This is a genomic window from Streptomyces sp. SAS_281 (assembly GCF_052542855.1).
Window position 1 is genome coordinate 1 of sequence record NZ_JBMNDO010000087.1, and the last position, 15706, is coordinate 15706.

A 15706-nucleotide genomic window follows, 5' to 3' on the forward strand; every position below is an offset into this window, starting at 1 on the left:
CCGATCTTCTTCGCGACCGCCGGGGGCACCGGCGCGTCAGGGGGTGCAGACGTTGGCGATCTCGCCGGCGGCGTCGGTGACGGGGCCGATGTCCGGGGTGGCGTCGCCCTTGTCGATGGCGTCGCGGACGTTGGTGACGCCGGAGCGGAGGTCGTCCACGGCCTTGGAGAGGTCGGCGTCGTCCGTCTTGTCGCCGAGGTTGCCCAGCTCCTCCTGGATCTGGTCCAGGGCCTCGGACGCCTGGGTGGGGTCGCTGGAGGCGTTGGACACGGCCTGGCGGAGGTTGTCGACGCTGGTGGCGATGGCGTCGGCGGTGCGGACGCAGTCGAGCGTCTTGTCGAGGGCGCCGCAGCCCGCCGCGGCGGTGGCGGTGATCAGTACGGCGGTGACGGCCAGTGCGGTGCGGTGGAGCCGGTGGCGCGTGGCCATGGTGTGGTCCCTCCCCGGGGTGCGGATACGCGGACGGGCGCACGGTTCGACCCGTGCGCCCGTATGCGTATCGACGCCGCTGGGCGGGACTTGGTTGCCTCTTTACCTTCCCGGTCCGCTTTTTCAGGCGCCGAGGGTGGTGGCCAGTGCCTCGGTCTGGAGCGTGGCGAGGTCGACGCAGCCGGCGGTGGCGAGGTCGAGCAGGGCGTTGAGCTCCGTACGGTCGAAGGGCTGGGCCTCGGCGGTGCCCTGGACCTCCACGAAGCGGCCGTCGCCGGTGCAGACGACGTTCATGTCGGTCTCGGCGCGGACGTCCTCCTCGTAGCAGAGGTCGAGGAGCGGGGTGCCGTCCACGATGCCGACGCTGATGGCGGCGACGGTGCCGGTCAGAGGCTTGCGGCCGTGCTTGATGATCTTCTTGCCCTGGGCCCAGGCGACGGCGTCGGCGAGGGCGACGTAGGCGCCGGTGATGGCGGCGGTGCGGGTGCCGCCGTCGGCCTGGAGGACGTCGCAGTCCAGGACGATGGTGTTCTCGCCGAGCGCCTTGTAGTCGATGACGGCGCGCAGGGAGCGGCCGATGAGCCGGCTGATCTCGTGGGTCCGGCCGCCGATCTTGCCGCGTACGGATTCGCGGTCGCCGCGGGTGTTGGTGGAGCGGGGCAGCATCGAGTACTCGGCGGTGACCCAGCCTTCGCCGCTGCCCTTGCGCCAGCGCGGCACGCCTTCGGTGACGGAGGCGGTGCAGAAGACTTTGGTGTCGCCGAAGGAGATGAGCACGGATCCTTCGGCGTGCTTGCTCCATCCGCGTTCGATGGTGACAGGACGGAGCTGGTCGGCGGTGCGGCCGTCGATACGAGACATGGCGCCGAGCCTATCGGGTGGCGGGGGCCGCGGTTTCCGGTGCGCCGCAGGCCCCACCCGAGGTGGGCGGGGCCTGCGGGGGCGGGTTCAGGCGGTGGTCACATCATGTCTTCGATGTCGGCCGCGATCGGGTCGGCGTCGGTGCCGATGACGACCTGGATCGCGGTGCCCATCTTGACGACGCCGTGGGCGCCGGCGGCCTTGAGCGCGGCTTCGTCGACCTTGCTCGGGTCGATGACCTCGGTGCGGAGGCGCGTGATGCAGCCCTCGACCTCTTCGATGTTCTCGATTCCGCCGAGCCCGGCGACGATCTTCTCAGCCTTGCTGGCCATGGCCTTCTCCCTGGTTCCTCATGTGTGTGCGACGGCCCACCACGGGTCCGTTTCGTCACGGTAACGCACGGTTGGCCCAACTTCTCGGGCGGGCAACCACACGGTCCCCAATGATGACGATCACCGGCGCCCCGCCTTCCGGGCCGGGCTCCGCACCGTATCGCGACTGGTCTACACCAGTATGCGACGACCGCCAAACCAGGCGTGTTCCGGGAGGATGCCGATGAGTTCGAACGCGGCCGCGCTACCGCAGCGGAAGTGGTGGAACGGGCCGGTCCAGGGCCTGCAGAAGGTCGGCCGGAGCCTCCAGCTGCCGGTGGCGGTCCTGCCCGCGGCGGGCCTGCTGGTCAGCCTCGGCAACCTCTTCGACTCCTCGCTGCACGGACGCTTCTGGGACAAGACCGCGAAGGTCCTCCTCAACGGCGGGAGCGCGATTCTCGACGGCGAGCTGGGCCTGCCGCTGCTCTTCTGCATCGGGGTCGCGATCGGCTTCGCGAAGAAGGCGGACGGCTCGACGGCCCTCGCCGCGGTCGCCGGCTTCCTGGTCTACCGGGGGGTGCTGACGGCGTTCCCGGTGGACGGTTCGGTGACCAAGGACGTCCCGGAGGGGGTGCCGCAGAATCCCGGTGTGCTGGGAGGGATCATCATCGGGCTGCTGACCGCCGTGGTCTGGCAGCGCTACCACCGCACCAAGCTGGTCGACTGGCTCGGCTTCTTCAACGGCCGCCGGCTGGTTCCGATCCTGATGGCGTTCCTCTGCGCGATCCTGGGCGTGCTGTTCGGGCTGCTGTGGCAGCCGGTGGGTGACGCGCTGACCTGGTTCGCCAAGCATCTGATCGACCTGGGCGCCTGGGGCGCGGCGATCTTCGGTTTCGCCAACCGCCTGCTGATCCCGATCGGCATGCACCAGTTCCTGAACACGTTCTTCTGGTTCCAGGCGGGCGAGTTCACCGGGAGCGACGGCGGCACCGTCCAGGGCGACATCTCCCGGTTCTTCGCCGGGGACCCGTCGGCCGGGCAGTTCACCTCGGGCTTCTTCCCGATCATGATGTTCGGGCTGCCCGCGGCGGCGCTGGCCATCGCGCACACCGCGCGGCCGGAGCGGCGCAAGGAGGTGGCGGGCCTGATGCTGTCCGTCGCCCTCACCTCGTTCGTGACGGGTGTGACGGAGCCGCTGGAGTTCTCGTTCCTCTTCGTGGCGCCCCTGCTGTACGGGGTGCACGCGATCCTGACCGGTGTGTCGATGGGCGTCACCTGGGCGCTGGGCGTGCACGCGGGGTTCAGCTTCTCGGCGGGCCTGATCGACTACGTCGTCAACTGGCATCTGGATACGAAACCGTGGCTGATCATGCCCATCGGCGCCTGCTTCGCGGTCGTCTACTACGTGATCTTCCGGTTCGCGATCACCAAGTTCAACCTGCCGACCCCGGGCCGCGAGCCCGAGGAGGTGGAGGAGGACATCGAGAGGAACCTCACGAAGTAGCCTTTACGCAAGGTCACTGACCTTGTGAGCGCGGCCCCCGGACCCTGCGGTCCGGGGGCTTTTCGCATGTCACGGTGCGTATGCGGCGGCTGCTGTGAAGTAGTCGCAAATTGCAGGTTCCTTATCTAACCCTCACCGTGCTAAAACTGGTCTACACCACTCAGTGGTCCAGACCACGTGAAGCCGCGCGCGTCACGTTTCTCGAGTCGTCGCCCACCCAAATCCCCCTGTCCCTGGCGGCGCCTTGCTTACTGGAGGAAGTTGATGAGTACGGCCACCGCTACGGCGGCCCCCGCGAAGAAGCGGGGCTCCGGCCTGTTCCAGGGCCTGCAGAAGGTGGGTCGCAGCCTGCAGCTGCCGATCGCGGTGCTGCCTGCCGCCGGTCTCATGGTCCGGCTGGGCCAGCCGGACGTGTTCGGCGCCGACGGGCTCGGGTGGGACAAGGTCGCAGCCGTGTTCGGTAACGCGGGCGGCGCGATCACCGGCTCCCTGCCGCTCCTGTTCTGCGTGGGCGTCGCGATCGGGTTCGCGAAGAAGTCGGACGGCTCGACCGCTCTCGCCGCCCTCGTGGGCTTCCTGGTCTACAGCAAGGTGCTCCAGGCGTTCCCGGTCACCGAGGCCGTGATCCAGAAGGGTGCGGACGCCCCCGCGACCTACAACGACCCCGGCGTCTTCGGCGGCATCATCATGGGTCTGCTCGCCGCGGTCCTGTGGCAGCGGTACCACCGCAAGAAGCTGGTCGACTGGCTCGGCTTCTTCAACGGCCGCCGCCTGGTCCCGATCATCATGGCGTTCGTCGGTGTCATCGTCGGTGTCTTCTTCGGGCTCATCTGGGAGCCCATCGGTGACGGCATATCCAACTTCGGCGAGTGGATGACCGGCCTCGGCTCCGGCGGCGCCGCGCTGTTCGGCCTGATCAACCGCGCGCTGATCCCGATCGGCATGCACCAGTTCGTGAACACGGTCGCCTGGTTCCAGCTCGGTGACTTCACCAACGCCGCCGGCGAGGTCATCCACGGTGACATCCCGCGCTTCCTGGCCGACGACCCGACCGCCGGCATGTTCCAGTCCGGCTTCTTCCCGATCATGATGTTCGGCCTGCCTGCCGCCGCGATCGCCATCGCGCACTGCGCCCGCCCCGAGCGCCGCAAGGCCGTGATGGGCATGATGGTCTCGCTCGCACTGACCTCGTTCGTCACCGGTGTGACCGAGCCGATCGAGTTCTCGTTCATGTTCATCGCGCCGCTCCTGTACGTGCTGCACGCCGTACTGACCGCCGCCGCGATGGCCGTCACCTGGGGCCTGGGCGTCCACGCCGGCTTCAACTTCTCGGCCGGGTTCATCGACTACGCGCTGAACTGGACCCACGCCACCAAGCCCTGGATGATCATCCCGATCGGCCTGGTCTTCGCGGCGATCTACTACGTGACGTTCCGGTTCGCGATCACCAAGTTCAACCTCACCACCCCGGGCCGTGAGCCCGAGGAGGAGATCGAGGACCTGACCAAGTAGGTCCGGCCCGACAGCTCGAAGCCCTCACCTTCCCGGCGGAAGGTGAGGGCTTCGTCGTACGCGCACGAGCGCACCGCTCAGAGGTGGTACACCGCGCCCGGCACCGCGAGTTCGGTCGGGCCGGTGAAGACCTCGCGGGCGTCGGAGAGGTTGCGCCCGGCGTCGGTCCACGGCGGGATGTGCGTGAGCACCAGCCGTCCGACGTCCGCCCGGGCCGCCAGCTCGCCGGCCTCGCGGCCGTTGAGGTGGAGGTCCGGGATGTCCTCCTTGCCGTGCACGAAGGACGCCTCGCAGAGGAAGAGGTCCGTGCCCTCGGCCAGCTCGTCCAGGGCCTCGCAGGTGCCGGTGTCGCCGGAGTACGTGAGCGAGGAGCCGCCGTGCTCGATGCGGATGCCGAAGGTGTCGACGGGGTGGCAGAGCTTCTCCGTACGCACCGAGAAGGGGCCGATCTCGAACCAGCCCGGCTTCAGCGTGTGGAAGTCGAAGACCTCGCTCATCGCGTGGTCGGACGGGGTGTCCGCGTGCGCGGTGGTGAGCCGCTGCTCCGTGCCCTCGGGGCCGTAGACCGGGATGCGGGCGGGGCGGTCGCCACCGTGCGGGTAGTACCGGACGACGAAGTACGCGCACATGTCGATGCAGTGGTCGGCGTGCAGGTGGCTGAGGAAGATCGCGTCGAGGTCGTAGAGACCGACGTGGCGCTGCAGCTCGCCGAGGGCGCCGTTGCCCATGTCGAGGAGCAGCCTGAAGCCGTCGGCCTCTACGAGGTAGCTCGAGCATGCCGAACCCGGGGAGGGGAACGAGCCGGAGCAGCCGACGACGGTGAGCTTCATGGAGCGTGAACCTCCGAGACGTGGGAACGGGGAGGGTTCGTGCGGTTCTCGCGGTGCGGTTTGTTGAGCGTAAGGCGCGAAAGTGCGGGTCGCTCCTTCGGGGTGGCTCGTTGTGGGGGAACTCACCTGCGCTGTCACCGGTTCGGGTGGCGTCCCCCTCCCCGCCCTTTCCGAAACCGGGGCCCCGCCCCGGACCCCGCTCCTCGAACGCCGGAGGGGCTGGAGGTGCGGCGCGAATGACGAAGCCCCCGTTGCCGCGGGTGCGCGGCGACGGGGGCAGAATCAAGCCCCTGCGGCGATCGAGCAGCGGGGGCACGGGGGCAGCGCCCCCGGAAACGGGTCACGCCCAGAGCTGGCCCTGCAACGTGGCGATCGCCGCCTCCGTGGTCTCCGCGGTGTAGACGCCCGTGGACAGGTACTTCCAGCCGCCGTCGGCGACGACGAACACGATGTCCGCGGTCTCCCCCGCCTTCACCGCCTTGTTGCCGACCCCGATCGCGGCGTGCAGCGCCGCCCCCGTGGAGATGCCCGCGAAGATCCCCTCCTGCTGGAGGAGTTCGCGGGTGCGGGTGACCGCGTCGGCGGAGCCGACCGAGAAGCGCGTGGTCAGGACCGACGCGTCGTACAGCTCGGGGACGAAGCCCTCGTCCAGGTTGCGCAGGCCGTAGACGAGGTCGTCGTAGCGCGGCTCGGCGGCCACGATCTTGACGCCCTCGACGTGCTCCCGGAGGTAGCGGCCGACGCCCATGAGGGTGCCCGTCGTGCCGAGCCCCGCGACGAAGTGGGTGACCGAGGGGAGGTCGGCGAGGATCTCCGGGCCGGTCGTCGCGTAGTGCGCGCCCGCGTTGTCGGGGTTGCCGTACTGGTAGAGCATCACCCAGTCCGGGTGCTCGGCCGAGAGCTCCTTGGCGACGCGGACCGCGGTGTTGGAGCCGCCCGCCGCCGGGGAGGAGATGATCTCGGCGCCCCACATGGCGAGCAGGTCGCGCCGTTCCTGGGAGGTGTTCTCCGGCATCACGCACACGATGCGGTAGCCCTTGAGCTTGGCCGCCATGGCGAGCGAGATGCCGGTGTTGCCGCTGGTGGGCTCCAGGATCGTGCAGCCGGGGGTGAGCCGGCCGTCCTTCTCCGCCTGCTCGACCATGTGGAGCGCGGGACGGTCCTTGATCGAGCCGGTGGGGTTGCGGTCCTCCAGCTTGGCCCAGATGCGGACGTCGTCCGAGGGTGACAGCCGCGGCAGGCGGACGAGCGGGGTGTTGCCCACCGCGGCGAGCGGGCTGTCGAAGCGCATCAGTTCATGCCGCCGGCGACGGCCGGGAGGATGGTGATGCTGTCGCCGTCGCTGAGCTTGGTGGAGATGCCGTCCAGGAAGCGGACGTCCTCGTCGTTCAGGTAGACGTTGACGAAGCGGCGCAGCTGGTCGCCGTCCACGATCCGCTCGCGGATGCCCGTGTGGCGGGTCTCCAGGTCCGTGAAGAGGTCGGCGAGGGTGTCCCCCTGGCCCTCGACGGCCTTGGCGCCGTCGGTGTAGGTGCGGAGGATGGTCGGGATGCGGACCTCGATGGCCATGGCGTGGGCTCCTGTCGAAGCGGAGTGGAGGCGGTGGGCGTGGGGCGTGCGGCTCGGCCCCCGCGCGGGGTCGGTACGTGGTGCGGTGGGCGCCCGGCCGGTCGGCGGCGCCCGGGGGTGGCCCGGCTCAGGCCGCGCGGCCGGCGGACCGGTGGTTCGTACAGATCGCGCTGGAGAGGCGGCACAGGTCGACGTGCAGGCGCGCCACGAGCAGCGAGCCCGGCGTCTTGTCACTCACGTCATGGGGAACCATGCGGTCATCGTATCGATTCCCGGCCTGGGATTCGGAGTGTGATCTCACCTGGTGGATGATCGGTGTTCGAGGGGCGGACAGGGCCCGGTCCGTGCGGCCCTGTCGCACCACTGCGGGGGTGTTCAGGCGGCCGGGTACGCCTCCACGACCCGGACCTCCTCCTCGGTGATATCGCCGTCCACGATGCGGTACGAGCGGAACTGGAAGGGGCCCGCGTCGTCGGTGTCCGCGGTGGACACGAGGACGTAGTGGGCGCCGGGCTCGTTGGCGTACGTGACGTCGGTGCGCGAGGGGTACGCCTCGGTCGCCGTGTGCGAGTGGTAGACGATCACCGGCTCCTCGTCGCGGTCGTCCATCTCGCGGTAGAGCTTGAGCAGGTCGGCGGAGTCGAACTCGTAGAACGTGGGTGAGCGCGCGGCGTTGAGCATGGGGACGAAGCGCTCGGGGCGTCCGCTGCCCGCGGGTCCGGCGACGACGCCGCACGCCTCGTCGGGGTGGTCGGCGCGGGCGTGCGCGACGATCTGGTCGTACAGCGTCTGGGTGATGGTCAGCATGGCGCCCAGGATAGGACGACGGGCCCCCGCGTACCGAGGAGTGGTACGCAGGAGCCCGCATCGTGGAACGCCGCTGGTCGGACGGTACGAATCAGCGCTTCACGCGGTTCGCGAACGCCTTGCCGTCCGGGTTCCTGGCCTTCAGGACCAGGTAGGAGACGCCGAGGATCAGGGCCCACAGCGGGGCGCAGTAGAGCGAGATCCTGGCGTCCTTGTCGATGCCCATCATGACGATGACCACGGCGATGAACGCGAGCGCGAACCCGCTGGTGTACGGGGCGCCGGGGGCCCGGAAGGAGGACTGCGGGAGCAGTCCGCGCTCGGCGAGGCGGCGGTAGCGGATCTGGCTGACCAGGATCATGATCCAGGCCCACATGCCGGAGATCGTGGCGAAGGAGACGACGTAGGTGAAGGCGTCGCCGGGCCACTGGTAGTTGACCCACACGCCGACGAGCATGAGCGCCGCGGAGAACGTCGTCCCGACGAGCGGGGTGCCGCTGCGGGTGAGCCGGGTGAAGAACTTCGGGCCCTGGCCGTTGAGCGCGAGGTCGCGCAGCATGCGGCCGGTGGAGTACATGCCGGAGTTGCAGGAGGAGAGCGCGGCGGTGAGGACGACGAAGTTGACGATGCCGGCGCCGACGCCGAGGCCCATCTTCTTGAAGGCTTCCACGAACGGGGAGACGCCGGGTGAGAACTCGGTCCAGGGCACCACCGAGAGGATCATGATCAGGGCGCCGATGTAGAAGACGGCGATGCGCCAGGGCACGGTGTTGATGGCCTTGGGCAGGACGGTCTTGGGGTCCTTGGACTCACCGGCGGTGACGCCGACGAGTTCGACGGCGAGGAAGGCGAACATCACGATCTGCAGGGTCATCAGGGTGCCCTTGATGCCGTGCGGGAAGAAGCCGCCGTCGGACCACAGGTGGGTGACGCTCGCGGTGTCCCCGGCGTCGGAGAAGCCGAGGGTGAGGATTCCGGCGCAGATGAGGATCATGCCGACGATGGCGGTGACCTTGACCATCGAGAACCAGAACTCCAGCTCGCCGAAGAGCTTTACGGAGATGAGGTTCACGCCGTACAGAATGATCGTGAAGACCAGGGCCGAGACCCATTGCGGAATGTCGAACCAGAACGTCATGTACTGGGCGGCCGCGGTGACTTCGGTGATTCCGGTGACGACCCAGAACAGCCAGTACGTCCAGCCGGTGACGAAGCCCGCGAAGGGGCCGATGAATTCGCGCGCGTACTCCGAGAACGAGCCCGAGACCGGGCGGTACATGAGGAGTTCGCCGAGGGCGCGCATGATGAAGAAGATGACCAGGCCGGCGATGGCGTAGGCCAGGATGAGGCTGGGGCCGGCCTTGGCTATGGCCTTTCCGGCGCCGAGGAAGAGCCCGGTGCCGATGGCGCCGCCGATCGCGATCATCTGGATCTGGCGGGCGCCGAGTGCTCTCTGGTACCCCTCGGCGGACGTGGTGGCATCCGCGGCCGCGGCGTGCGGGCCGTCGGGCCCCTTGTCGTCGATCTGCGCCGATGTCATGTGGTTGCGCCTTTCTCCACGCCGATCCGCGCCTTTCGGCCGCGGATCAGGTCCTGATCCCCCCGGATACGGATGGAGTGCCGCCGGTGGTTACCGGCTGATAGCGCCTACCCGGGAACAGGGGTGGCGTTCCCGGGTGGTCGTGAAGATTTATCACGGGCGTGGAGGCGATCCGGCGGACGTTCTGTGGCGCACACCACAAGTAAAAGCGGACAAGGCGGTCCGGGCGCTGCAAAAAAGACCGTTCAGGTGACGCGATCGTTATTCGGATTTGAGTGTCCGTTGAGCGAACACGGTGACCGGGCGCGCGCCCGGTGTCACGGCATCATGGTCTCGACCAGGGTCTCCTGGAGTGCGCCGAGCCAGAGATAGGCCATGACCATGGGCTTTCGGGGGTCGCTGTCAGGAAGCCGGTAGAGCGAGCTCTCCTCGTCCTCGTCCTCGTCGCCGACCTCCAGGCGGGTGCCGATGGTGAGCCGGAGGTCGTTGAGCGAGCCGAGCCAGTTGCGGCACTCGTCGGCGGTGAGGGTGAGCACGGCGCCGCCCTCGCCGGCGGGGGTAAGCGCGTCCAGCGTGCGTACGACGACGAGCGCGTCCTCGCGCTTGCGGGTGCGCAGGTCGTTCTCGGTGAACCGGCGGAACTCGGCGGACGCGGCGCGCAGTTCGTCGTCCTTGTCGCCGTACGCCTCGGGGAAGAGGCGGGCCAGGGCCGGGTCGGTGGGCGGCTCGCTGGGGCCCTCGGCGAAGAGCGCGGCCAGCGGGTCCTCGCCTTCGGCGGGCTCGTCGCCGGGGCCGATGAGTTCGAGCAGCTGGACGGCGAGGGAGCGCAGGATCGCGATCTCCACCTCGTCGAGCGCGACGGCCGCGCCGCCGCCGGGAGTGGCCTCGAAGTGGCCGGCCATGGGTTCTCTCCGATGATGGTCGGGCGGTGCGGGTGGGCCGTGCGGTGCGGTGCCGGTCGCGGTACTAGTTGCGGTCCTGGGTGAGCGTGGCCCACAGCCCGTAGCCGTGCATGGCCTGGACGTCGCGTTCCATCTCCTCGCGGCTGCCGCTGGAGACGACGGCGCGGCCCTTCTGGTGGACGTCGAGCATCAGCTTGTGCGCCTTGTCCTTGGAGTAGCCGAAGTACGCCTGGAAGACATAGGTCACGTAGCTCATGAGGTTGACCGGGTCGTTGTGGACCAGCGTCACCCAGGGGACGTCGGGCTCGGGGACGACGAGGTGGTCCTCGGCCGATTCGGGACGTTCGATCTCTGTAGGGGCGACGCTCACCTGTCCCATGCTGCCACTCGCAGGGGCCCGGCGCACAAACGGCCCCACCCCGAGCCCCCCATCTCGTCACTCTGACGAAATAGGGGTAGCATCCCCGGCATGAACTCAGCGGACCTCGGGCGACGGGTCGGCGTGCCGTCGACAGCGCTCTTCACCGACCAGTACGAGCTCACGATGGTGCAGGCCGCGCTGAAGGCCGGGACGGCCGGGCGGCGCTCGGTCTTCGAGGCGTTCACCCGCCGGCTGCCGGAGGGGCGGCGCTACGGCGTCGTCGCGGGCATCGGGCGGGTCCTGGACGCGGTGGAGAACTTCCACTTCGACGAGGAGATGCTCGGCTTCCTGCGCGACCAGGCGATCGTGGACGGGCCGACGCTGGACTACCTGGCGGACTACCGCTTCGGCGGCGACATCTGGGGCTACCCGGAGGGCGAGGTGTACTTCCCGGGTTCGCCGATCCTGCGGGTCGAGGGCTCGTTCGCCGAGTGCGTGCTGCTCGAAACGGTGATCCTCTCGATCCTCAACCACGACTCGGCCATCGCCGCGGCGGCCTCCCGGATGTCGGCGGCGGCGGGCGGGCGCCGCCTGATCGAGATGGGCGCCCGCCGCACCCACGAGCTGTCGGCGGTCGCCTCGGCGCGTGCCGCGTACATCGGCGGCTTCGACACCACCTCCGACCTGGCGGCCGGTTTCCGCTACAACATCCCGACGGTCGGCACGAGCGCCCACGCCTTCACCCTCCTGCACGACTCGGAGCGGGACGCCTTCCGCGCGCAGGTGGACTCGCTGGGGCGCGGTACGACGCTGCTCGTCGACACGTACGACGTGGCCGAGGCGGTCCGTACGGCGGTCGGGATCGCCGGGCCGGAGCTGGGTGCGGTACGGATCGACTCGGGCGACCTGCTGCTCGTCGCCCACCGGGTGCGCCAGCAGCTGGACGAGCTGGGCGCCACCGGGACGAAGATCGTGGTGACCTCGGACCTGGACGAGTACGCCATCGCCTCGCTGGCCGCCGCGCCGGTGGACGCGTACGGGGTGGGCACGCAGCTCGTCACGGGCAGCGGGCACCCCACGTGCTCTATGGTCTACAAGCTCGTCGCCCGCGCGGGGTCCGGCGACCCGGCCGACGAGCTGCGTCCGGTCGCGAAGAAGTCGATGGGCGCGAAGTCCTCCAAGGGCGGCCGCAAGTGGGCGGCGCGCCGGCTGGACGAGGAGGGCGTGGCCGAGGCCGAGGTGGTCGGCACCGGCCCGGTGCCGGAGGAGCTGGCCGGGCGGCAGCTGCTGGTGGAGCTGGTCCGGGGCGGCGAGGTGGTGGCCCGTGAGCCGCTGGACGCGGCACGTGAGCGGCACATCGCCGCGCGGGCGGGGCTGCCGTTGTCGGCGATGCAGTTGTCGCGCGGCGAGGCGGTCATCCCCACGGAGTACGTGTGACGGGGGACCCGAGGCCCTGACGGGCTTGATTGCCTCCGAGGAGACTCTAGGCTCGAAGCCATCCCCGTACCGCTCCCCCACTCCCCGAAGGACAGCCACCATGCACCGCGCCTTGATCGTCGTGGACGTTCAGAACGACTTCTGTGAGGGCGGGAGCCTCGCCGTGGCGGGGGGTGCCGATGTCGCCGCCGCCATCACCGACCTGATCGGCGAGAGCCGTCCCGCCTACCGGTACGTGGTGGCCACCCGGGACCACCACATCGATCCCGGGGACCACTTCTCCTCGGCCCCCGACTTCGAGCACTCCTGGCCGCCGCACTGCGTGGCCGGTACGGAGGGGGTGGGCTTCCACCCGAACTTCGCCCCCGCGGTCGCCTCCGGGGCCATCGACACGGTGTTCGACAAGGGTGCCCACGCGGCGGCGTACAGCGGTTTCGAGGGGCTGGACGAGAACGGCACCGGCCTCGCCGCGTGGCTGCGCGAGCGGGACGTCCGCGAGGTCGACGTGGTGGGCATCGCGACCGACCACTGCGTGCGCGCGACCGCGCTGGACGCCGCCCGCGAGGGCTTCGCCACGCAGGTGCTGCTGGACCTGACCGCGGGCGTCGCCGAGGCGACGACGGAGCGGGCACTGGCCGAGCTGCGCGGCGCGGGCGTGACGCTGACCGGCAAGCCGGTCGTCTGAGCCCCCGGGGCCGGGGTCAGCCCCTGCCTGCCGGGACGGCGGGCACGGCGGGCCTGAGCAGGGCGCGGATGGGGTGCCAGAGCTCCTGCGCGCAGCCGGGCCTCGCGCGCCACAGGACGCCGTCCGGGTGGTGCAGGACGGCGGTGATCTCGTCCGGGGTGGGCGGTTCGGCGTTGCCCCGGAGGTAGACGGCGCGCAGGCCCAGGTTGCGCAGCCGGGTCAGGGCGCGGGCCCGGTTCGCCGCGTGCACCAGGACCCGGACGGGGGCTCCCGGACCGGGGCCCTCCACCGGGCTCGGCAGGGTGATCGCGACGACCACGCTGCCGTTCGGCAATTTGCTGAATCCTCCGCCTGCCATGTGTACGAGCTCCCCCGTGAGACATCGTGTCAATAAGAAAGTGAACAGAGGCACCTAAACACGATCGGCCGCCGCCCGCTAGAGGGCGACGGCCGATCATGCTGTGACCTGCGGTGATGCGGTTCTACTTCTTCGAGGCACCGACCTGGACCGTCATCGTGTCGCCGCTGAGCGGCTCGCTGACGATCGAGATCTTGGTGTTGGTGTCAGGAACCTTGACGCTTCCGGTCGGGTTCTCCGCGTACCAGTAGGTGCCCTTGTGGTCGTCGAAGGCCGGGACGCCGAGCTGCGGCTTGATCTTCACGGCCTGGTCGGCCAGGTGCAGCGTGAAGCCGTCCGTCGGGTACCAGCTGAACGGCGCGTCGAAGGGCTGGATCTTGTTGCGGATGACCGCGCCGTTCGCCCACTTCAGCGGCTTGGCGTGCGCGTCCACCGGCAGGATCAGGCCCTGGCCCGGGTGCTGCGAGACGTTGTTGTCCTTCTGGGAGGTGTCCCACAGCCAGACCAGCAGACCGTTCTGGTACGGGAAGTGCTCGACCCAGTCCGGACGGGTCGTGGAGAACCCGAAGTTGTACGGGCCCGTCTTGAGCGTCTGGTCGTAGCTGACGTACTGACGGTTCTCCGCGAGGTAGTACTGCGGGTAGTCCTTCTCGAACGACTTGCCGACCCGCGAGAAGCCCTTGACGGTCCAGCCGTTGTCGTCGCCCTCGGCGTTGTCCGTGAAGAGCGGGGTGCCGTCGGCGGTCACCGAGATGGTGTCGGCCGCGAAGCCCACGCCGCCCGCGCCGCCGTCGGTGGCGTAGCGGAAGCGGATGTCGATCTTCTGGCCCGCGTAGGCGTCCAGCGAGTACGACAGCTTCTGGTACTTGCCGGAGACGTCGGTCAGGGCCGGCTTGTCACTGGCGTCGCGCGGGATCGGCTGACCGTCGGCGGTGCCGTCGATCGCGGTCCAGCTGGTGCCGCCGTTGGTGGACACCTCGGTGTAGAGGTAGTCGTAGTCCTTCTCGATGTCCCACCAGCCCTGGAGGTCCAGGGAGGCCTTGGACTTGCCGGTCAGGTCGACGGGGCGCGACAGCGTGTTGCTGAGGTTGTCGCCCATGTCGCTCCACCACTGCTTGGCGCCCTCGGCGGGCGTCGTGACGGCGGTGGTGACGGCCTTCTCCGGCAGCTCGACGACGAGCGCCTGCTTGTCCTTGGTGTTGTACTCGGACACGCCCAGCTTGTGGGTGGACTTCGTCGCGGCCTTGGCCTCCGCGTAGTTCAGCCAGCCCAGCTGGAGCTTGTCCCAGGCGGTCATGTCACCGGGCATGTCCCCGATGCTGTCCTTGCCGGTGCCGAGCCAGGAGCCCGCCGACATCAGCGACCAGAACCCGACCGAGTTCTCGGCGGTGTTGGTCGTGTCGTACAGGTCCGGGAGACCGAGGTCGTGGCCGTACTCGTGGGCGAAGACGCCCAGGCCGCCGTTCTCGGGCTGCGCGGTGTAGTCGCCGACCCAGATGCCGGAGTCACCGATCTCGGTGCCGCCGGCCTTGTTGTTCGCCGGGCCGGTGGCGCCGGCGTTGGTGCCGTACGCGTACCAGCGGTGCGCCCAGATGGCGTTGGTGCCCTCGACGCCGCCGCCGGCCGACTCGTCCTCACCCGCGTGCACGATCTGGAAGTGATCGATGTACCCGTCGGGCTCGTTGAAGTTGCCGTCGTTGTCGTAGTCGTAACGGTCCCACTGGTCGTACTGCGCCAGGTCCGACTTGATCTGCTCGGGCGTGCGGCCCTTGGCCTTCTGGTCCGCGGCCCAGGCGTTGACGCCGTCCTTGATCATGTCCCAGGCGTTGGCGCAGTTGGTCGAACCGCAGTAGTTCGAGCCGTAGCGCGCCTCGTTGTAGGGGACCTTGACCCAGTCGGAGACCTCACCGTCGACCGAGTAACGGCCGGACGAGGTCTTCTCGTAGTACGTCTTCAGGGAGTGCTTGCCGGCGCCCTCGCCGAAGTACAGCTCCTGGAAGTGGGCCTGGTTGTAATCGGCCTGCCAGGCAGTGCTGTTGTCCTTCTTCGGGTCCGGCTGGGCTATCCGGTTGTGCAGCGGTCCCGGCGTGCCGCCGTACTTCTTGACGGCGGGCTTGGGGCCGGCGCCGTCCGGGTCGTACATGGTCGTGTTGTCGACCTGGTCGCCGAACTCCACCAGGACGGTGAAGATCTTGTCGGTCTTCTCACGGCCGAGCTCGACGTACTTGTTGCTGTCGAGCTTGACGACCTTCGAGCCTCCGCGCGACGAGACCTTCTTGTCGCCGGATATGACCTGCTCCAGGGCAGCCTGGCGCTGAGCGGCCTGCTGCTTGCTGAACGGGCCCTCCAGGTCGTGGTTGTTGCCCTTGGCCGACCCCGGGTCCCGGCGGTCGATGGAGGCAGCGGTACCCGACGCCTGGTCATCTGCCTGAGCGGTGGCGAAGGCGGATGCGGTCGCGGCAGTCGCGGCCATGGCCACGACAACCGCTCCGGTCCGAAGCGCCCGTCTCTTAATGATCACGTGATGCAGTCCTCCCCGGCGCCCGCGGCGACGGCCCGGGAGTGTGGAGAGGCCGCGCGCGGAAACGCGTCACAAGTGA

The 15706-nt window shown here is 69.2% G+C and carries 17 protein-coding genes; 4 read left to right on the forward strand and 13 right to left on the reverse strand.

The annotated features are described in order from the left end of the window. Window positions 1-36: 36 nt before the first annotated feature. The 3 genes from ACN6LM_RS27150 to ACN6LM_RS27160 form a co-directional block, all read right to left on the reverse strand. Complete coding sequence (locus tag ACN6LM_RS27150; RefSeq protein ID WP_445068015.1) at window positions 37-429, reverse strand: hypothetical protein; 393 nt, start codon at window positions 427-429, stop codon at window positions 37-39. Between the two features lie 123 nt (window positions 430-552). After that, window positions 553-1290 carry a ribonuclease PH gene (gene rph, locus ACN6LM_RS27155; protein ID WP_445068016.1) on the reverse strand — a complete coding sequence of 246 codons (738 nt, stop codon included), beginning with the start codon at window positions 1288-1290 and terminating at the stop codon, window positions 553-555. Window positions 1291-1388: 98 nt separating this feature from the next. Beyond that, the gene (locus ACN6LM_RS27160; protein WP_018517946.1) at window positions 1389-1622 is read right to left on the reverse strand and encodes a glucose PTS transporter subunit EIIB; all 234 of its coding nucleotides are present in this window, start codon (window positions 1620-1622) and stop codon (window positions 1389-1391) included. Between the two features lie 223 nt (window positions 1623-1845). Between ACN6LM_RS27160 and ACN6LM_RS27165 the strand changes: the two genes are divergently transcribed. Further along, a complete protein-coding gene (locus tag ACN6LM_RS27165; protein ID WP_445068017.1) occupies window positions 1846-3105 on the forward strand; it encodes a PTS transporter subunit EIIC in 1260 nt (419 codons plus the stop codon). Window positions 3106-3369: 264 nt separating this feature from the next. Beyond that, window positions 3370-4617 carry a PTS transporter subunit EIIC gene (locus ACN6LM_RS27170; protein WP_445068018.1) on the forward strand — a complete coding sequence of 416 codons (1248 nt, stop codon included), beginning with the start codon at window positions 3370-3372 and terminating at the stop codon, window positions 4615-4617. Between the two features lie 77 nt (window positions 4618-4694). Here the strand turns inward: ACN6LM_RS27170 and ACN6LM_RS27175 are convergent, their stop codons facing one another. The 8 genes from ACN6LM_RS27175 to clpS all read right to left on the reverse strand — a co-directional run bounded on the left by ACN6LM_RS27175 (window position 4695) and on the right by clpS (window position 10644). Next, entirely contained in the window at window positions 4695-5447 is a 753-nt protein-coding gene (locus tag ACN6LM_RS27175; protein WP_445068019.1) for an MBL fold metallo-hydrolase, read from the reverse strand. 340 nt (window positions 5448-5787) lie between these two features. Continuing rightward, on the reverse strand, window positions 5788-6738 hold the full coding sequence (locus tag ACN6LM_RS27180; protein ID WP_445068020.1) for a PLP-dependent cysteine synthase family protein: 951 nt from the start codon (window positions 6736-6738) through the stop codon (window positions 5788-5790). Then, window positions 6738-7016 carry a MoaD/ThiS family protein gene (locus tag ACN6LM_RS27185; protein WP_143616195.1) on the reverse strand — a complete coding sequence of 93 codons (279 nt, stop codon included), beginning with the start codon at window positions 7014-7016 and terminating at the stop codon, window positions 6738-6740. The genes ACN6LM_RS27180 and ACN6LM_RS27185 overlap by 1 nt, the downstream gene beginning before the upstream one ends. A gap of 127 nt (window positions 7017-7143) precedes the next feature. Continuing rightward, window positions 7144-7269, reverse strand: a complete 126-nt coding sequence (locus ACN6LM_RS27190; protein ID WP_265547502.1) for a putative leader peptide — start codon at window positions 7267-7269, stop codon at window positions 7144-7146. Window positions 7270-7391: 122 nt separating this feature from the next. After that, on the reverse strand, window positions 7392-7823 hold the full coding sequence (locus ACN6LM_RS27195; protein ID WP_445068021.1) for a Mov34/MPN/PAD-1 family protein: 432 nt from the start codon (window positions 7821-7823) through the stop codon (window positions 7392-7394). A 91-nt stretch (window positions 7824-7914) separates the two neighbouring features. Next, a complete protein-coding gene (locus ACN6LM_RS27200) occupies window positions 7915-9363 on the reverse strand; it encodes an amino acid permease (RefSeq protein ID WP_445068022.1) in 1449 nt (482 codons plus the stop codon). Window positions 9364-9680: 317 nt separating this feature from the next. Beyond that, window positions 9681-10265, reverse strand: a complete 585-nt coding sequence (locus tag ACN6LM_RS27205; RefSeq protein WP_445068023.1) for a DUF2017 domain-containing protein — start codon at window positions 10263-10265, stop codon at window positions 9681-9683. A 64-nt stretch (window positions 10266-10329) separates the two neighbouring features. Next, the gene (gene clpS, locus ACN6LM_RS27210; protein WP_073964985.1) at window positions 10330-10644 is read right to left on the reverse strand and encodes an ATP-dependent Clp protease adapter ClpS; all 315 of its coding nucleotides are present in this window, start codon (window positions 10642-10644) and stop codon (window positions 10330-10332) included. A gap of 90 nt (window positions 10645-10734) precedes the next feature. Between clpS and ACN6LM_RS27215 the strand changes: the two genes are divergently transcribed. Further along, complete coding sequence (locus ACN6LM_RS27215; RefSeq protein ID WP_445068024.1) at window positions 10735-12063, forward strand: nicotinate phosphoribosyltransferase; 1329 nt, start codon at window positions 10735-10737, stop codon at window positions 12061-12063. Window positions 12064-12163: 100 nt separating this feature from the next. Then, a complete protein-coding gene (locus ACN6LM_RS27220; protein ID WP_445068025.1) occupies window positions 12164-12748 on the forward strand; it encodes an isochorismatase family protein in 585 nt (194 codons plus the stop codon). 16 nt (window positions 12749-12764) lie between these two features. Here the strand turns inward: ACN6LM_RS27220 and ACN6LM_RS27225 are convergent, their stop codons facing one another. Continuing rightward, window positions 12765-13106, reverse strand: a complete 342-nt coding sequence (locus ACN6LM_RS27225; RefSeq protein ID WP_445068026.1) for a hypothetical protein — start codon at window positions 13104-13106, stop codon at window positions 12765-12767. A 124-nt stretch (window positions 13107-13230) separates the two neighbouring features. Next, window positions 13231-15627, reverse strand: coding sequence for an immune inhibitor A domain-containing protein (locus tag ACN6LM_RS27230; protein ID WP_445068027.1), 2397 nt, complete (start codon window positions 15625-15627; stop codon window positions 13231-13233). Window positions 15628-15706 lie beyond the last annotated feature (79 nt).